Origin of the sequence: Sulfurimonas sp. CVO, assembly GCF_009883775.1 — a bacterium.
GTDB classification, from domain to species: domain Bacteria; phylum Campylobacterota; class Campylobacteria; order Campylobacterales; family Sulfurimonadaceae; genus Sulfurimonas; species Sulfurimonas xiamenensis.
In genome coordinates this window covers 990,571-1,007,446 of sequence record NZ_CP033720.1, presented here as the reverse complement: position 1 = coordinate 1,007,446, position 16,876 = coordinate 990,571, and the positions used below count along the sequence as shown (strand labels likewise).

The 16,876-nt window shown below is 35.7% G+C and carries 16 protein-coding genes and 4 tRNA genes; 16 read left to right on the top strand and 4 right to left on the bottom strand.

Annotated features, from left to right (window positions below; translation table 11 throughout):
* The first annotated feature begins 88 nt into the window (after window positions 1-88).
* From ruvA to CVO_RS05085, 7 genes are read left to right on the top strand one after another with little or no spacing between them, the layout of a single operon-like run.
* Window positions 89-655: a Holliday junction branch migration protein RuvA gene (gene ruvA / locus CVO_RS05115; RefSeq protein ID WP_159570508.1), complete on the top strand. Its 567-nt coding sequence runs from the start codon at window positions 89-91 to the stop codon at window positions 653-655.
* A gap of 15 nt (window positions 656-670) precedes the next feature.
* The gene (locus tag CVO_RS05110) at window positions 671-1,708 is read left to right on the top strand and encodes a D-alanine--D-alanine ligase (RefSeq protein WP_159570505.1); all 1,038 of its coding nucleotides are present in this window, start codon (window positions 671-673) and stop codon (window positions 1,706-1,708) included.
* Entirely contained in the window at window positions 1,708-2,445 is a 738-nt protein-coding gene (gene estV, locus CVO_RS05105; RefSeq protein WP_152299264.1) for an EstV family lipase, read from the top strand. Before CVO_RS05110 ends, estV begins: the two co-directional genes overlap by 1 nt.
* Window positions 2,445-3,890 (top strand): Mur ligase family protein, encoded by a 1,446-nt coding sequence (locus CVO_RS05100; RefSeq protein ID WP_159570502.1) that lies wholly within the window; start codon window positions 2,445-2,447, stop codon window positions 3,888-3,890. Before estV ends, CVO_RS05100 begins: the two co-directional genes overlap by 1 nt.
* Window positions 3,891-3,899: 9 nt before the next feature.
* Window positions 3,900-4,385, top strand: a complete 486-nt coding sequence (locus CVO_RS05095; RefSeq protein WP_152299266.1) for a TRAP transporter small permease subunit — start codon at window positions 3,900-3,902, stop codon at window positions 4,383-4,385.
* On the top strand, window positions 4,382-5,665 hold the full coding sequence (locus CVO_RS05090) for a TRAP transporter large permease (RefSeq protein WP_159570499.1): 1,284 nt from the start codon (window positions 4,382-4,384) through the stop codon (window positions 5,663-5,665). The genes CVO_RS05095 and CVO_RS05090 overlap by 4 nt, the downstream gene beginning before the upstream one ends.
* 36 nt (window positions 5,666-5,701) lie before the next feature.
* The gene (locus tag CVO_RS05085; RefSeq protein ID WP_152299268.1) at window positions 5,702-6,196 is read left to right on the top strand and encodes an HIT family protein; all 495 of its coding nucleotides are present in this window, start codon (window positions 5,702-5,704) and stop codon (window positions 6,194-6,196) included.
* 6 nt (window positions 6,197-6,202) lie between these two features.
* Here CVO_RS05085 and CVO_RS05080 read toward each other — a convergent pair.
* Window positions 6,203-6,277: transfer RNA gene (locus tag CVO_RS05080), tRNA-Gln, on the bottom strand.
* Between the two features lie 183 nt (window positions 6,278-6,460).
* Between CVO_RS05080 and CVO_RS05075 the strand changes: the two genes are divergently transcribed.
* Genes CVO_RS05075 through CVO_RS05060 form a run of 4 tightly spaced genes read left to right on the top strand, consistent with a single transcriptional unit; the run spans window position 6,461 to window position 10,320 of the window.
* Window positions 6,461-7,441, top strand: coding sequence for a DUF2156 domain-containing protein (locus tag CVO_RS05075; RefSeq protein ID WP_152299269.1), 981 nt, complete (start codon window positions 6,461-6,463; stop codon window positions 7,439-7,441).
* A complete protein-coding gene (gene rimI, locus CVO_RS05070) occupies window positions 7,438-7,878 on the top strand; it encodes a ribosomal protein S18-alanine N-acetyltransferase (protein WP_159570496.1) in 441 nt (146 codons plus the stop codon). Before CVO_RS05075 ends, rimI begins: the two co-directional genes overlap by 4 nt.
* A gap of 9 nt (window positions 7,879-7,887) precedes the next feature.
* Window positions 7,888-9,249 carry a magnesium transporter gene (gene mgtE / locus CVO_RS05065; protein WP_159570493.1) on the top strand — a complete coding sequence of 454 codons (1,362 nt, stop codon included), beginning with the start codon at window positions 7,888-7,890 and terminating at the stop codon, window positions 9,247-9,249.
* A gap of 24 nt (window positions 9,250-9,273) precedes the next feature.
* The gene (locus CVO_RS05060) at window positions 9,274-10,320 is read left to right on the top strand and encodes a polysaccharide deacetylase family protein (protein WP_159570490.1); all 1,047 of its coding nucleotides are present in this window, start codon (window positions 9,274-9,276) and stop codon (window positions 10,318-10,320) included.
* 63 nt (window positions 10,321-10,383) lie between these two features.
* On the opposite strand, the gene CVO_RS05055 is transcribed toward CVO_RS05060, so the two are convergent.
* The 3 genes from CVO_RS05055 to CVO_RS05045 all read right to left on the bottom strand — a co-directional run bounded on the left by CVO_RS05055 (window position 10,384) and on the right by CVO_RS05045 (window position 10,748).
* Window positions 10,384-10,460, bottom strand: a tRNA-Met gene (locus CVO_RS05055).
* 118 nt (window positions 10,461-10,578) lie between these two features.
* Window positions 10,579-10,653 (bottom strand) — tRNA-Gln (locus CVO_RS05050).
* 18 nt (window positions 10,654-10,671) lie between these two features.
* A tRNA-Met gene (locus CVO_RS05045) sits at window positions 10,672-10,748 on the bottom strand.
* Between the two features lie 163 nt (window positions 10,749-10,911).
* Between CVO_RS05045 and CVO_RS05040 the strand changes: the two genes are divergently transcribed.
* Genes CVO_RS05040 through nspC form a run of 5 tightly spaced genes read left to right on the top strand, consistent with a single transcriptional unit; the run spans window position 10,912 to window position 16,863 of the window.
* Complete coding sequence (locus CVO_RS05040; protein ID WP_159570487.1) at window positions 10,912-11,940, top strand: bifunctional 3,4-dihydroxy-2-butanone 4-phosphate synthase/GTP cyclohydrolase II; 1,029 nt, start codon at window positions 10,912-10,914, stop codon at window positions 11,938-11,940.
* A 33-nt stretch (window positions 11,941-11,973) separates the two neighbouring features.
* Window positions 11,974-12,693 (top strand): DUF695 domain-containing protein, encoded by a 720-nt coding sequence (locus CVO_RS05035; protein ID WP_159570484.1) that lies wholly within the window; start codon window positions 11,974-11,976, stop codon window positions 12,691-12,693.
* Between the two features lie 15 nt (window positions 12,694-12,708).
* The gene (locus tag CVO_RS05030; RefSeq protein WP_159572158.1) at window positions 12,709-14,526 is read left to right on the top strand and encodes an MFS transporter; all 1,818 of its coding nucleotides are present in this window, start codon (window positions 12,709-12,711) and stop codon (window positions 14,524-14,526) included.
* Window positions 14,527-14,530: 4 nt separating this feature from the next.
* A complete protein-coding gene (locus tag CVO_RS05025; protein WP_159570481.1) occupies window positions 14,531-15,718 on the top strand; it encodes a saccharopine dehydrogenase family protein in 1,188 nt (395 codons plus the stop codon).
* A gap of 2 nt (window positions 15,719-15,720) precedes the next feature.
* Entirely contained in the window at window positions 15,721-16,863 is a 1,143-nt protein-coding gene (gene nspC / locus CVO_RS05020; protein ID WP_159572155.1) for a carboxynorspermidine decarboxylase, read from the top strand.
* Window positions 16,864-16,876 lie beyond the last annotated feature (13 nt).

Below are 16,876 nucleotides of genomic sequence, written 5' to 3'. Positions count from 1 at the left end.
AAATAAAAAACAATGATTTCTTCCTCTTTTTTACAACTAAAGCACTATTTTTTAAATGAGGGATACTTTAATTTAAGGCGGTAGATCAGTGATAGTAGGTTTAAAAGGAAAAATTGAGCATAAAGAGCCATCTTTTGTACATGTTGAAGTAAATGGTGTAGTTTATGAAGTTTTTATATCGCTGCAAAGTTTTTCTGCCATAGGAAATGATGAAGTAAAGCTCTATACATCACATATAATTAGAGAAGATGCTCAGCTGCTTTATGGATTTTTAGAGATAAGTGAAAAAAAACTTTTTGAGAGACTTATTAAGATAAACGGAGTAGGTCCGAAAGTTGCAATGGCAATTTGTTCAACCTATACGCCGGCTCAATTTGCAGTTGTTATAAACAATAAAGATATGAACGGTGTAAAAAAAGTTCCCGGTATCGGGCCTAAAAGTGCAGGGCGGATTTTGGTTGAACTGAGCGGATTTGATGTTGAGCTTGTTTCATCACAAAATGAAGAGGTGAGTCAAGCCTTTAGCCAGGCTTCTGAAGCGCTTGAGTCACTGGGATTTAAAAAAGACAAGATATCAAAAGCACTTGCAAAATGTAGTGCAGATGATACAGCTTCACTCGTAAAAGAGGGTTTAAAGCTTTTACAAACAATTTAATCAAGGAAATATATATTGAAATTAACTATTTTATTCGGCGGGGCAAGTTTTGAGCATGAAATCAGCATAGTAAGTGCTATTACATTAAAACAAAAACTTTTAAATTTTGATTTAAGTTTTATTTTTTGTGATCAGGATCATACATTTTATCTTATTGAAGCAGCAAAAATGAAAGCTGTTACTTTCTCAAAAGGTGAATACAAAAAAATGCCTAAGCTCTTAATCGCTAATGGCGGATTTGTTCAAAAAGGAATTTTTAGTTCAACCACGCATAATGCCACTGTTTTAAACCTTATACATGGTGCAGATGGAGAAGACGGCACTATAGCTGCACTTTTGGATTTTTTCTCCATAAAATATATTGGGCCTCGCATTGATGCAAGTGTTTTTTCGTACGATAAAAGATATACAAAATGGCTTTGTAAAGCCAGAGGCGTAAAAAGTGTTGCACATGAAGAGTTAAATATAAAAGAGCATAAAAATATAAATATTGAGTATCCTATAATTGTAAAACCATCAAGGCTTGGAAGCTCAATCGGAGTCAGTATAGTCAAAGAGGAGAGTGAGCTTGATTATGCGTTAGACAGTGCATTTGAATTTGATGGCAATGTTATAGTCGAACCATTTTTAGAAGGTGTCAAAGAGTATAATTTAGCAGGTTTTATGGCAAATGAAGAGATACATTTTTCTATAATCGAAGAACCTCAAAAAGAGATGTTTTTAGATTTTGAAAAGAAATATATGGATTTTTCAAGAAGTGAACAGGTTTTGCAAGCAGAGATATCAAAAGAGTTGGAATCAAAACTAAAAGATAATTTTGAAAAAATCTATAAAGATTTATTTGAAGGCGCACTTATTAGATGTGACTTTTTTGTTGTTGAAGGCGAAGTCTATTTAAATGAGATAAACCCTATACCGGGTTCTATGGCAAACTATCTTTTTGATAATTTTGAAAACTCTTTGGCAATGCTTTTAAGTTCGCTTCCAAATGTTAAAAAAGCAAAGATAGGGTATGAATATATTCACTCAATTTCTAAAGCAAAAGGGAAATAATGGCTATAAAGTCAATCCAGTTTCATCAACATACTTTGGATATAAGCTATGAGGTAGTAAATCCCAAAGCTACCGTTGATCTAATTATTCTGCATGGATGGGGCAGCAATAAAAACTTGATGAAAAAAGCATTTTCGTCCTATATGGAGAGTTTTCGTCATATCTATATAGATCTGCCCGGATTTGGCAACTCTACATGCAATATGCCTCTTGAGACAAAAGATTATGCAAGAGTAGTGGAACTTCTTATGATTCATTTAAATGCTTCTAAAGATATAGTTCTTGGTCACTCTTTTGGCGGCAAAGTTGCACTTTTGTTAAATCCTGAAGTACTTGTTTTAGTTGCAAGTGCTGGAATCTATAGGTCAAAATCTATAAAAGTAAGAACAAAAATTGCACTCTTTAAACTTCTCAAACTATTAGGATTGACAAAATTTAGAGAGTTGTTCGTAGCAGAGGATGCAAAAAAACTGAGTGAGCCAATGTATCAAACTTTTAAAAATGTGGTAGATGAAGATTTTTCTAAAGAGTTTGCTTCTTATAAAGGAAAAGCACTTTTGTGCTGGGGAAAAGAGGACAGTGCCACACCGCTTAGCAGTGCTTTGAAGATAAACAAACTTATAAAAGACTCCTCGCTTTTAACTTATGAGGGTGATCACTACTTCTTTTTAAATAACGCCAAAGATGTATCACAAAACATAGAAAAAACTTTTTTAAAAACAATGGAGCATAAATAATGCAAAACTATGAAATAGTTATATCGTTTATTACAAATGTTCTATTTGTAACAGCCCTAGGATGGTACCTTATTACCAATCTTCAGTGGTATGATTACAAACTTTCACGGGTTATTTTAAAACATCATAAGCCTCACTGGCATCTTGTCTACTTTTTTATACCATTTTTGGCTTATTATGCTATGGCTGGGTATTTTAGTATTTTTTTCTTTTTTGCATTTTTGCCGGCTCTTTTTATCTGGCACAAAAATCTTGATAAAAAACTTGTTTTAACATGGAGGGTAAAAAGATTTTTAATTCTTTTGCTCTCTTTTGTCTTTTTTCAGGATCTTCTTTGCAGTGTAAAATCAGCATGCGAAACTTACGGTGTTTTTATGCCTCTTGCACTTGCTTATATCGCCAGTTTAGGCATAGAAAAGTTTCTTTTTGCACTATTTAAAAAAGAGGCGCAAAAAAAATTAAAAAGAATGGAAAAATTGCAAGTTGTCTGTATTACAGGAAGTTACGGTAAGACAAGTATAAAAAATTTTGTTTCTGAGATTTTAAGAAAAAAGTACAAAGTTTACGCAACGCCTAGAAGCGTAAATACTCTTGGCGGAATAGTTAAAGATATAAATGAATCACTGCCGGATGATACAGATATTTATGTTTGTGAAGCAGGAGCCAGAGAGAGAGGGGATATCTATGAGATAACAACTTTTTTAGAGCCTCAAGTGGTTGTTGTCGGAAAAGTAGGACTTGCACATATAGAGTATTTTAAAACTCTGCAAAATATTATTGCAACTAAACTCGAAATCATGCAGTCGCCAAGACTTGAATGCGCTTTTATCCACACCTCTGTAACAGATGAACCTCATGATAAAGTGACATTTTTCGGTGACGAGATACAAGATATAAACTCGACTTTAGAGGGAACTGATTTTGAATTGAAAGTATATGACAATATCCTTCATCTGCACACAGATATTTTAGGCTCATTTCAAACAACCAATATTGCTGTTGCTGTTCATATAGCAAAAACATTCGATATAAGTGATGAGCAGATAGTAGAAGCTGTAAAAGAGCTCAAACCGGTTGAACACAGACTTCAAATGATAAAGGCAGGCGGCAAGATTATTCTTGATGACGGTTATAACGGTAATATAGAGGGAATGCTTGAAGCGATTCGCTTATGTTCGCTGCATAAAGGGAGAAAAGTAATCGTTACTCCGGGACTCGTAGAGAGCAGCGATGAACTTAATCTTAAGCTTATAGAGGCGATAAATAGTGTGTTTGATATTGTAATAGTAACAGGCTCTTTAAATGCAGAACTTTTTGATAAAAACCTTAAAGTAAAAAACAAGATAATGTTAGCAGACAAATCAAACCTTACAGAAGTTTTAGCAGGTCAGACAAAAGCCGGCGATATCATACTTTTTGCAAATGATGCACCCAATTTTATATAAGAACAAAAAGTGAATTATTTAGATAAAGCTATAAAATATTTGGGTTACTTTACCGCTTTTATCCTCGGAGTTTTAATCTTGCTTGTTGTATATGACGCAACTGCAAGATATCTCTTCTCTACCGGTTCAGTGGCACTTCAAGAGCTGGAGTGGCACCTCTTTGATATCGTGATTCTATTTGGAATAGCTTACACGCTTAAAGAGAATGCGCATGTGAGAGTCGATATTTTTTATGCCTCTTTTTCAAAAAAAACAAAAGCGTTGATAAATACTATAGCATCACTCTTTTTTGTTCTTCCTTTTTCTCTGCTTATCATTTATATAGGTATTGATTTTGTGCATATGAGTTTTGTACAGCAGGAAGCATCCTCAAATCCGGGCGGATTGGAGTATAGATTTATTGTTAAATCTCTTATGCCGCTCTCTTTTGTTTTTTTGTCACTTCAGGCGGTTTCACAGGCAATTAAAAGTTTTAAAAAATGGAGATCGCTATGATAGCCATATTGATGTTTATAGTTGCTTTAATACTGCTTATGGTTGGAATTCCCGTCGCTTTTGTGTTTGGAGGAGTCTCAATTGTTTTTGCTTTTTTGATTCCTGAACTTGGTTTTGATGTCTTTTCCGTTTTGCCGTTTCGCATCTATGGAATCATGTCAAATACGACGCTTATGGCGGTACCGCTCTTTATTGCAATGGGTTTAGTGCTTGAAAAATCTTTGATGGCTGAGAAACTTTTGGCAGCTATGACCTCTATGTTTCGAACTACAAGAGGCGGTTTGGCGGTGAGTGTAGTACTTGTAGGTGCAATGCTTGCAGCATCGACTGGAGTCGTGTCGGCAAGTGTTGTTATGATGAGCGTAATTGCGCTTCCATTGATGCTTCGTGCTGGATATGACAAAGGACTTGCTGCGGGAACTATTGCTTCAAGCGGAACTCTTGGGCAGATTATACCGCCCTCAATTATATTGATTATTTTGGGTGATGTTATGAGTGTTAGCGTTGGAGAGCTTTTTATGGGAGCGGTACTTCCTGGAGTTGTACTTGTAGGACTTTATATTATTTATATCTTGATCTTTTCTTATCTTAAGCCTGATGCTGCTCCTATAGCTGAAGATCTTCAATTTGTGGGAATAAAAGAGATTATCGTAGCTGTTATTCCGCCTCTGCTTCTTATGGTGTCTGTTTTGGGAAGTATTTTTGTCGGCATTGCATCACCAACTGAATCGGCAGCTTTTGGAGTGATAGGTGCACTTTTGCTTGCATCTCTAAATAGATCCTTAAATTTTAAAATGCTTCAGTATGCAGCTATGCAAACCGTGAAACTCAGCGGTATGATATTTATGATTCTTATTGGAGCAACAGCTTTTTCGTTGGTATTTAACGAGCTTGGCGGAACAGATATGATTTTAGAGTTTTTTAGTGATGATATAGGTGATGTCTGGATATTTATAGCTTTTGCTATGATAAGTATCTTTATTCTTGGTTTTTTTATAGATTTTATAGAGATAAGTTTTATCATTGTTCCGATTTTGGTGCCGGTTATGCATGCGTTTGGGATTGATCCTGTCTGGTTTGCAATACTAATTGCTCTAAATCTGCAAGCCTCGTTTTTAACTCCGCCGTTTGGACTCTCACTCTTCTTTTTAAAAGGAGCTGCGGGAGAGAGTATAAAGACAGCTGAAATTTATAAGGGAATTATCCCTTTTATACTGCTTCAAATTGTGGCGCTTGGTTTGGTAATGCTGTTTCCTGATTTAGTATTTGCATTTATTTAATTTTTTTGTGTTAGAGATTTTAATTAAAGGGTTGAAATGAAAGATATTTTATATGCACCATGGCGGGATAAATATATAACAAGCAAAAAAATAGAGGGTTGTGTTTTTTGTTATATAAGCTCTCATAAAGAAGAGGATAAAGAGCTACATGTACTCTACAGAGATAAATACTGTTTTATGGTTATGAACCGCTATCCATATACACCGGGTCATTTTATGATTATTCCGCATCTTCATACCGATAAACTTGAAGAATTACCGAGTGAAACTTGGCTTCATATGAGTAACTTAGCGCAAAAAGGCGTAAAACTCTTAAAAGAGGGATTTGGTGCTCATGGGGTAAATATTGGTATGAATCTTGGAAAAGCCGGAGGTGCCGGAATAGCTGAACATATCCATATGCATTTGGTTCCCCGTTGGCAAGGTGACACCAATTTTATGACTTCAGTTGCAGATACAAGAGTTTATTCTACTGATTTTGAAAAGATATATGAAAAAATAAAGAGTTTGATTCCAGATTATATCAAATAGTCAGTGTGGATGGGGTAGAGGGATTCGAACCCCCGAATAGCGGCACCAAAAGCCGCGGCCTTACCGCTTGGCGATACCCCAATAGAGTTAAATATTGGTTTTGTAAAACGGGTGGAATTATAAATATAGTCGCCTTATATTTACCTTAATTTTTAGTAAATAACGCCTCATATATATTTTTTAAAAGAGATGAAAATTAGTGTTGCAAATATAAAAAAAAGATGTATTATTCCATTTATTATACACAATAAAAAGAGGAACTCTATGGGGCGTTTAACCGTAAATAAACAAAAATTGAAACGATTTACTATAAATACAAAACTTGTTATGGAAGAGTATTTGGCAAAGCTTGATGTAGATATCAGCGACTATACTTTTGCCGCAAACTTTATATGGCTGGCTAACAGCAGCGGATTTTACGCGATTATAAACAAATGTTTTTGTCTCTTTGTTATGACGGGCGGTGAGTTAACGATGCTTCTTCCTCCTTTAGGAAAGAAAAAACATATAACTGATGCAATTATTCGCTGTTTTGAGATTATGAATACAAATAACTCTTCACCATATTACTCTCATATAGATTATGTTCAGGCTTCTATGCTTGAAGAGTTTATTCAAAGTGCTGATGAAGCTCAGAGTATGTTTGAAATGCTTGAATCTTATATAGTAGAGAGAAAACTGGTTGATTATGTTTATGAAGTAGATGCGCTTATAGATCTGCGCGGAAACAGTTACCACACAAAAAGAACAGAGATCAATAAGTTTATGAAATCATATCCGGATTATGTTATTGAAAAGTTAGAGAACATAAAACATAAAGATGAGATTATGCATCTATTTAACAAATGGGTTTCTGATAGGGTAAAATATATGCCAAAAGAGGAGGCAGAACACTTTTTAGAGGGGATTCATCAGGAGAGACATGCGGTAAAGCAGATGCTCAAATATTATGAAGAGCTCTCTTTAATCGGTTTGGTTATATACATAAATGGCGAGCTAAAAGGTTTTACGGTAGGTGAGAGAATCAACGAAGATACGGCAACGGTTATTATAGAGAAAACCGATTTTGAGATTTTGGGATGCGCTCAGTTTATCTTTAGAGAGTTTTCTAAGATGCTAAAAGAGCATTATAATATCTCATATATTAATGTAGGTGATGACATGGGATTTGAAAATCTGCGCAAGGTAAAGATGTCTTATCGTCCGTTTAAGCTTGTGCCAAAGTATACGATCTACCAAAAATGATAATAAGAAAAGCCAAAACATCCGATGCCGCTTCGCTATATGTGTTAGAAAAAGAGTCGTTTTCAGTGGAAAACTATCCTCTCTCAAGAGCTTCTTTTTTATACCATATTAAAAACAATCTGCTCTATTTAGCAGAGGTTGAGGGTAAGGTAGTAGGTTATATCTTGGTGCTCGTTAAACGAAAAAATGCCAAAATATACTCTTTGGGAGTCAGTAAAGCATATCGCAATAGAAAAATTTCGCAAGAGCTGCTTCGATTGGCATTTCAAGAGATTTTGGCTTTAGGTTTTAAAAGAGTGCTTCTTGAAGTGCGTACGGATAATGAAGCAGCGATTGCTTTGTATAAAAAAATGGGCTTTAGCAAACTTAAGAAATTTAAAGCTTTTTACGGAGACGGTTGTGATGCCTATCTGATGCAATTAGAGATCGAAAAATAGGGAGAAAACATGAAACTGTCACTGCAAGAGTTGATTGATGCATTTAGAGATAAAGTAGAAAAATATTTAGAGGGTATTGACACTAGTCTGCACCCCTACGATATCGCAGAAGATCTGCTTGAGTTGCGTGATGAAGATGAACAACTTTACTTAGATGAGCTCTTTAAACTTCCGCAAGAACTTCAAGCGCTTGTAATGATAGAACTTCCTCGTCACTGCCATGAGGAGATAGCTAAGTATTTTACGCCAAATAAACTTGCTTCTTTATTAAATACGCTTGATACGGATGATGCAGCTGAGCTTATTCGAAACATAGAAGAGGTCGATGAGGAAGTAGCGCATAAGGTTCTTGAGAGTCTTCCGTACAAAGATAGAGAAAACCTGCAGACCCTTATCGCATACGATGAGTATGAAGCGGGTGCATATATGCAGACTGAGCTTTTTTCTGCATTTATAGATGAACAGGTAGGAGACTCCATACGAAGGCTTAAGCGTCTAAAAGCCCAAAAAGAGCTAGACAGTGTCTATCAGGTTTATGTGGTGACTAGAAATCATAAGTTTTTGGGCTCAATTCCACTGGAAGATTTGATACTTCTTGGACCAAATGTTAATTATAGAGAGCTAGTAAAAGAGGGGGTAAATATTATCTCTGTTAAAGCTTTGGATGATATTCACGATGTCGTAGAGGTTGCATCAAAGTACGACATGGGGGTAATTCCGGTTACCGATGCCAAAGGCAGGCTTCTTGGGCGTATAACCTCGGATGATATATATGACATTATAGAGGAGCGTGCAACAGGGCAGCTCTATAATCTTGCGGGTGTTAATGAGGATGCAGAGCAGGAGGAAAGCCTTTTTCATATAGGAAAATATCGTGCTTACTGGCTTGGCATAAATCTTGTAACTGCTATTGCAGCATCGGTTGTCATCGGTCTTTTTGATGCAACTTTGCAGTCGTTTGTTGCACTTGCCGTCTTAATGCCAATCGTAGCATCTATGGGCGGAAATGCGGGAACGCAGACGCTGACGGTAACAGTTCGTCAAATGGCGCTTGGAGACATTAGCCTCGAAGATGCGAAAGAGACCATATTAAAAGAGGTCTATTTAGCTCTTATGAACGGTTTTATATTTGCAGTCGTTATCGGTCTTATAGCTTGGATGTGGTTTTCTATGCCTATGCTTGGAGTGATTATAGCTGCTTCCATGGTTATCAACATCATCACGGCGGGTTTTTTCGGCTCACTCATCCCTCTTCTTCTTCAAAAGGCAGATATTGATCCGGCTGTCGGTTCATCAGTGATTCTTACAACGGTTACTGATATCGTAGGATTTTTCAGTTTTCTTGGATTGGCAACCATAATTTTGCTATAGTAAAAGAAAAAACGGATTTTAAAAATGAAAAAAATGTTACTAAGTTTTTTACTTTTGCTCTTATTTGTCGAATTTTTGAGTGCTCAAAATAGTGCTTATTTGGATGATGAGGGAGCAGTTGTCTTTATGTACCACCGTTTTGGAGAATCAAAATATCCATCTACAAATATCAGGATGGAGCAGTTTGAAAAGCATCTGGAGTATTTATCGCAAAATGATTATAAGGTTTGGCCTCTTTCCAAGATTGTCCGTTATCTTTTAGATGGCAGAGCAATCCCAAAAAAAGTTGTTGCATTAACTATGGATGATGCTTATGTCAGTGTTTACACAGAAGCCTTTGCAAAACTTAAAGAGAAAAACTTTCCTTTTACCGTCTTTGTAAACAGTACGCCGATAGACAATAGATCCAAAAACTATATGAGTTGGGAGCAGATGCGAGAGATGCAGTCTTTTGGAGCAGAATTTGCCAACCACTCCAAAACACATGACTATATGATACCCAAAGATGGCGAAGATGAGCAGATATGGCAAAACCGCATAAAATATGAGCTTAAAACTGCACAGAAAAGATTGCAAGAGGAGCTTGGAGATAATACAAATAAAAATCCAAAACTCTTCTCCTACCCTTATGGAGAATATAGTATGCAAACGGCTGATTTTATTCGAAGTCTGGGGTATGTCAGCGTTACACAAACATCAGGTCCTATAGGTATGCATAGTGATACAAAAACTCTGGCTCGTTTTCCTATGTCGGAGTTTTTTGGAAATATGGAAGGTTTTGTTTTAAAGCTAAACACTCTTCCTCTTCCTGTAAAAGAGATATCGCCAAAAGAGCCTTTAACAGCATCAAAAAATCCGCCTACATTGACAATAGAGTTGAAAAAACCGTTGAAAAATTTAGGATGTTACCTCTCAAGCGGCAAAACAGTGTCTCTTGAATGGATCTCTCCAACAAAAGTAAAGATCAAAGCAGAAGATAAGCTTAAAAGCCCAAGAGACAGATACACCTGCACCGCCCAGGCAAAAGATGGCAAATGGTACTGGTACAGCCATCTTTGGATAGTAAAGTAGAAAATTTATTTGTTTAGAAGGATTTTTTTAAAAGCTAATGATAGTATATTTAAATGATTTGATTGGTTGCGGAAACAGGATTTGAACCTGTGACCTTCGGGTTATGAGCCCGACGAGCTACCGAACTGCTCTATTCCGCGATATTTTAAAATGGCACTTTTGGCTTTAATCTTCGTCAGTGTTTTCTTTAGATACTTCAGTATTCTTAAGTCAAAACTTTCTAGACTAAAACAAAAATTAATCATTTTATTGTAGAAGTGGATGGGGTAGAGGGATTCGAACCCCCGAATAGCGGCACCAAAAGCCGCGGCCTTACCGCTTGGCGATACCCCAATAGTGAAAAGTAAAATTTGGTTGCGGAAACAGGATTTGAACCTGTGACCTTCGGGTTATGAGCCCGACGAGCTACCGAACTGCTCTATTCCGCGTTACTTACAAACAAAGTTAATTTATGTTTGTTGGAGTGGAATTATAGGCAAATAAGCTCTCTTTGTCAAGAAAATAATAAATAAGTTTTCAAAACAGTGGTTTGAACTAAAATTAATCAACTTTTATATACAATTGTGTTAATTAAATTATAAAGAAGTATACATGACACCTACACAAAGAGTATTAGAAGCGATTGATGAGATAAAAAAAGGGCATATGGTCATAATGATTGATGATGAAGATAGAGAAAATGAGGGTGATTTAGTTTACGCTTCAGCTTTTTCTACGCCTGCAAATGTAAATTTTATGGCTACACATGCAAAAGGACTTATATGTGTTGCTATCAGTAGAAGTATTGCTGCGCGTCTTGAGTTAAATCCAATGGTAAGTTCAAATACATCTTCATATGAAACAGCTTTTACGGTTTCCGTTGATGCGAAGAATGCGCTAACGGGAATCTCTGCAGCTGAGAGAGACGATACTATTAAAATTTTGGCTAATCCTATAAGTCATGCTGATGAGTTGGTAAAGCCGGGTCATATATTTCCTCTTATAGCAAAAGATGGCGGAACACTTGTAAGAACCGGTCATACAGAAGGCTCTGTTGATCTTTGTCGTCTTGCAGGTCTTAGCGAATCGGCTGTTATCTGTGAAATCATCAAAGAAGACGGTACTATGGCTAGACGCGATGATTTGGATCTATTTGGAGAAAAGCATAATCTAAAAACTGTTTTTATCTCCGATATTGTCGAGTATCGTCTTGCAAACGAGAGACTTGTAAATGAAATAGATGTACAAGAAGTTGAATTTTTTGGCGTAAAGGTAAAAAAATATACATTTGCGGATCATGACAAAATTGAACATACAGCGATAGTATTTCATAAAGTAACTTCAGTTGCAAATGTAAGAGTACATAATGTTATACCAGATATGGAGCTTCTTTTAAATCAAAAAAAATACAATAATCTAATATCTTCAATAGAGTATTTTAAGAAAAACAGCGGTATTTTGATTTTTATCAATAAACCGACGCATCATGATAATGCTGCTATGAAGGAGTTTGGCATAGGTGCGCAAATACTAAAATCTTTTGGTATATCAAAAATGAATCTTTTAACTTCTGCAAAAACAACTGAGTTTGTCGGATTAAGCGGTTTTGGGCTAGAAGTAAATGAAGTGATTGATATATAAAAATTGAGTTAAAAATTCAAATGAAGTTGGTGTATGAGAGAAATATTTAATAGAGTTGAAGATTCTGAGTCGGTTCATATAGAGGTAGATATTGATACAGAAGATTTTCAAGATTCTAATCCATGGTTATTTAGTTTATTTATAAAATCAAGCAAAATAGATGAAGATAGTGATGCTTTTGATGCATTTTTAGAGACAAAAGAGTCTATTATTATAGCTCTTGAGCATGAGAATAGAGCAAAGTATGTCGGTAGTAGAGTTAATGAGGGTTGGCATGAATTTTATTTTTATGCAAAAAATTCGAAAAATTTAGAATCAATTGTTGCACATATGCTTAAAGAGAGCGGATATAAATATGAAAGCAGTATTGTAAAAGATGCAAAGTGGGATTTTTACAGTAAAAATCTTTTTCCTACTGAGCTGGAATTTCACAATATTCAAAGTGACAAGATTATCTTTTTGCTTCAAGAAGAGGGCGATGATCTCCTTATTTCAAGAGATGTAGAGCATTATGTCTCTTTTGATACTTCTTCGCAAAAAGAGAGATTTGTTCAAAATGCTTTACAAAACGGATTTAGATTCAAAGATGATATCAGCAGTGAAGAGTTTGAATATGGCGCGGCTTTGCTAAAAGAGCACGCAGTTACAAACGAAGAGATAAAAAAAGTTGTAGAAGAGTTGTATGAGCTTGTTAAAAAAGAGCATGGCTATTACGAAGGCTGGAGTACAACATTGGCTGTAGAGAGTGATTAATAAAGCGTGAAAAAGATGTTTGCCATTGCCGGAGTAGTAAACTATTTGGCGGTTGTTTTTTTAAATGCTTTTACTGATTTAGGTCATAAGATAATCATTCAAAACACAATCTTTAAAGTGTATGACGGCACTACACAGATTATTTTAACAGCAATTGTAAACTCTCTTATGCTTCTGCCTTTTATTCTTATGTTCTCTCCGGCTGGTTTTTTGGCTGATAGATTCGCTAAAAATATTATTATGAAATACTCTTCGCTTCTTGCAGTGGTTATAACCCTTATTATCACATACTCCTATTATCAAGGCTGGTTTTTTACGGCTTTTGCCATGACTTTTTTACTGGCTCTTCAGAGTGCTATATATGGACCTGCAAAATATGGATATATAAAAGAACTAGTCGGCGTAAAATTTATAAGTGCCGGAAATGGTGCCGTTCAAGCGACGACTACTGCTGCTATACTTTTAGGAATCATTTTTTATACAGCACTTTTTGAGGCTTTGCTTCAAGATAATTTTAGTACAAAAGAGGATATCTTGCATATCATAGCACCGCTGGGCTGGCTTTTGGTTCTAGGCTCTGTTGTAGAATTTGTGCTAGCTTCAAAATTGCCAAATAAAATGGTAGAAAAGAGCAGAAGAGAATTTAGATTTAAAAGATATATTATGGGCGCATATCTCAAAAAAAATATTATTATGATAAAGAGAAAAAAAGAGATATTTGACTCTATTATAGCTCTTGGTCTTTTTTGGGCGATATCTCAAGTTGTTTTGGCTATATTTGGTGAATATGCAAAAAGTGCTCTGGGTATTACAAATGCTGTTGTAGTTCAAGGCATTATGGCACTTGCGGTTATTGGCATAGTCTTTGGCTCAATAGTTGCGGCAAATTTTTCAAAATACTATATAAATACAGCTCTCTCTGCAATAAGTGCTGCCGGAATTACGCTGATTTTGCTTTGCATTCCATTTACAACATCTGTTATACTTCTTAGTATAGAGTTTATGCTCTTTGGTCTGTTTTCTGGTCTGTTTATAGTTCCGTTAAACTCAAAAATCCAGTATCTATCACCAAATGTGCATTTGGGAACTATTTTGGCTGGAAATAATTTTGTTCAAACTCTTTTTATGTTTACATTTTTGATAGTAACAACGCTTTTTGCATATTTTTCGGCAGATGCGCAGATACTTTTTTATATCATGGCTTTTGTGGGACTATATCTGAGTGTTATGCTTTTTAGACGCTATTTTATTATGGCGAGCTGGACATTGTTGGAGTTTATATTTAAAATTCGCTACAGATTCAGATATATAGGTTTACAAAATATTCCTAAAGATAGAGCTGTAATGCTTGTTGGAAATCATGTAAGCTGGATAGACTGGTTTGTGGTTCAGCTTCCAATAGAGAAGCGAATTAATTATATGATAGATAAAGATATTTACAACTGGAGAGTCTTTAATTGGATTTTTAAAAAAGCAGAGCTTATTCCAATATCTAAAAAAGCTTCCAAAGATTCATTTTATGAGGCTTCAAAAAGATTAAAAAATGGTAAAATAATAGCTATATTTCCGGAGGGTGAAATTTCCAGAAGTTCTGATGTTGCAAAATTTTATAGAGGCTATGAATTTATCGATAAAGGCGGTTCTGTAATAGTTCCTTTTTATATAGACGGTGTTTTTGGAAGTATATTTTCAAGACACAAAGGTGATGCAAAAAGATGTTTTTTGAAAAAAAGAGAGATTGTCGTTTGCTTTGGAGAACCAATTTCAGAAGAAATTAAAGCAAACGAGCTTAGAGACAGAGTAATAAACTGTAAAACTAAATTAAAAGGATGAAGATTTGAGAACAACATTAATAATTGGTGCTGGTGGAGTAGGTCGCGTAGTTGTGCATAAGTGCGTGCAAAATGCTGATGTATTCGGTCATATAGTATTGGCAAGCAGAACGCTTAGTAAATGCCAAGAGATAAAAGATGAACTTCCAAATGCAGATATAGAAGTGGCTTCTGTGGATGCTGATAAAACAGAAGATGTTATTAAACTTATCAATTTATGTAAACCAGATATAGTTATAAATGTTGCACTTCCTTATCAAGATTTGACAATTATGGATGCATGTATTGCTACAAAAACACCATATCTTGATACCGCAAACTATGAACATCCAGATGAAGCGAAGTTTGAGTATAAACTTCAGTGGGCAAGGGATGAGAAGTTTAAAGAAGCTGGAATTATGGGACTTTTGGGCAGCGGATTTGACCCCGGGGCAACAAACATATTTTGTGCATATGCACAGAAGCATTACTTTGACGAGATCCACACCATAGATATTTTGGATTGTAACGCAGGCGATCACGGATACCCGTTTGCAACAAACTTCAACCCTGAAATTAACCTAAGAGAAGTCTCTTCAAAAGGGCGCTATTGGGAAAATGGCAAATGGATCGAGACTGAGCCAATGGAGATAAAAATGGTTTGGGATTATCCTGAGGTTGGTCCAAAAGACAGCTACCTGCTCTATCACGAAGAGATGGAATCGCTCGTAAAACATATCAAAGGATTAAAGCGTATAAGATTTTTTATGACTTTCGGGCAGAGCTATCTGACGCATATGAAGTGTTTGGAGAATGTCGGGATGTTGGGAATTGAGCCTGTTGAACATAAGGGAATGAAGATAGTCCCGATAGAGTTTTTAAAAACACTTCTTCCTGATCCAGCATCTTTGGGTCCTCGCACAAAAGGCAAAACAAATATCGGTATTGTCGCAGAGGGAATTAAAGACGGCAAAAAGAGAAAGATATATATCTATCAGGTAAAAGATCATGAAGAGTGCTACAGGGAAACAAACTCTCAGGGAGTGTCCTATACAACAGGCGTTCCGGCAATGATAGGCGCAAAACTGATGCTAAAAGGCATCTGGAGCGGCAAGGGAGTCTTTAACATGGAGCAGATGAATCCTGATCCATTTATGGATGAGATGAATACGCAAGGACTTCCTTGGCAGATAAAAGAGCTAGATACAGAGTAGTTATGAGTAAAAAAATCAATACACCATACTATATGTGCGATGAATCACTTCTTCGCGCAAATCTTGAAATATTAGATTATGTGCAAAAAGAGAGTGGAGCAAAAGTTATTTTGGCTCTAAAAGGTTTTGCTATGTGGAGTACATTTCCTTTGGTGAAACAGTATCTAAAGGGATGTACTTCAAGCGGACTTCACGAGGCACTGCTTGCTAGAGAAGAGTTTGCAAAAGATGATCCAAATTTAGAGGTACATACATATTCGCCTGCTTACAAAGATGAAGATATAGATCAGATAGCTGAGATATCTGATCATATTGTATTTAACTCTCCAAACCAGCTTTTTAAATATTGTGATAGAGTGAAAAATATAAATCCAAATATAAGTATGTCTTTAAGAATCAACCCGGAACAATCCTCTTCCCCAAAGGATATCTACAATCCATGCGGTTTGTACAGCAGGCTTGGAACAACATTTGCAAATTTTGACGAGAGAGTTTTAGAACATATTAAAGGACTCAATTTTCACGCACTCTGTGAACAGAATGTTGATGCGCTTGAAGATGTTTTAGCGGCATTTGAGACAAAATTTTCAAAATATTTTAAAAGTATGAAGTATATAAATTTTGGCGGCGGACATCATATAACAAAAAAGGGATATGATGTTGAAAAACTTATTCGAATTATTAAAGAGTTTAGAGCTAAATACGGCGTCGATGTATATTTGGAACCAGGTGAAGCTGTGGGATGGGAAACGGGTGTTTTGGTAAGCAGTGTCTTGGATATTGTTCACAATGGCATGGATATAGCTATTTTAGACACTTCAGCAGAGGCTCATATGCCTGATACTCTTGCTATGCCCTATCGTGCTATGGTTCGTGGAAGCGGCGAAGCCGGTGAGAAAAAACATACATACCGATTTGGCGGAAATACATGTTTGGCAGGCGATATTATGGGAGACTACTCATTTGATGAACCGCTTAAAGTTGGTGATACTGTTATATTTGAAGATCAAATTCATTATACTTTTGTAAAAAATACTACTTTTAATGGCATTAAGTTACCATCATTGGTTATACTAAAAGAAGATAAAACTCTAGATATTATAAAAGAGTTTGGATATCAAGATTATAAAAATAGATTATCATAAAAAGGATTTATTG

What these genes read in the sequence shown, in the direction of transcription:
- CVO_RS05100 (WP_159570502.1), top strand. Translation starts at nt 2,445, where the DNA reads ATGCAAAACTATGAAATAGTTATATCGTTTATTACAAATGTTCTATTT.
- nspC (WP_159572155.1), top strand. Translation starts at nt 15,721, where the DNA reads ATGAGTAAAAAAATCAATACACCATACTATATGTGCGATGAATCACTT.
- rimI (WP_159570496.1), top strand. Translation starts at nt 7,438, where the DNA reads ATGATAATAAGAAAAGCCAAAACATCCGATGCCGCTTCGCTATATGTG.
- CVO_RS05040 (WP_159570487.1), top strand. Translation starts at nt 10,912, where the DNA reads ATGACACCTACACAAAGAGTATTAGAAGCGATTGATGAGATAAAAAAA.
- mgtE (WP_159570493.1), top strand. Translation starts at nt 7,888, where the DNA reads ATGAAACTGTCACTGCAAGAGTTGATTGATGCATTTAGAGATAAAGTA.
- CVO_RS05090 (WP_159570499.1), top strand. Translation starts at nt 4,382, where the DNA reads ATGATAGCCATATTGATGTTTATAGTTGCTTTAATACTGCTTATGGTT.
- CVO_RS05035 (WP_159570484.1), top strand. Translation starts at nt 11,974, where the DNA reads ATGAGAGAAATATTTAATAGAGTTGAAGATTCTGAGTCGGTTCATATA.
- CVO_RS05030 (WP_159572158.1), top strand. Translation starts at nt 12,709, where the DNA reads ATGTTTGCCATTGCCGGAGTAGTAAACTATTTGGCGGTTGTTTTTTTA.
- CVO_RS05075 (WP_152299269.1), top strand. Translation starts at nt 6,461, where the DNA reads ATGGGGCGTTTAACCGTAAATAAACAAAAATTGAAACGATTTACTATA.
- CVO_RS05060 (WP_159570490.1), top strand. Translation starts at nt 9,274, where the DNA reads ATGAAAAAAATGTTACTAAGTTTTTTACTTTTGCTCTTATTTGTCGAA.
- estV (WP_152299264.1), top strand. Translation starts at nt 1,708, where the DNA reads ATGGCTATAAAGTCAATCCAGTTTCATCAACATACTTTGGATATAAGC.
- CVO_RS05085 (WP_152299268.1), top strand. Translation starts at nt 5,702, where the DNA reads ATGAAAGATATTTTATATGCACCATGGCGGGATAAATATATAACAAGC.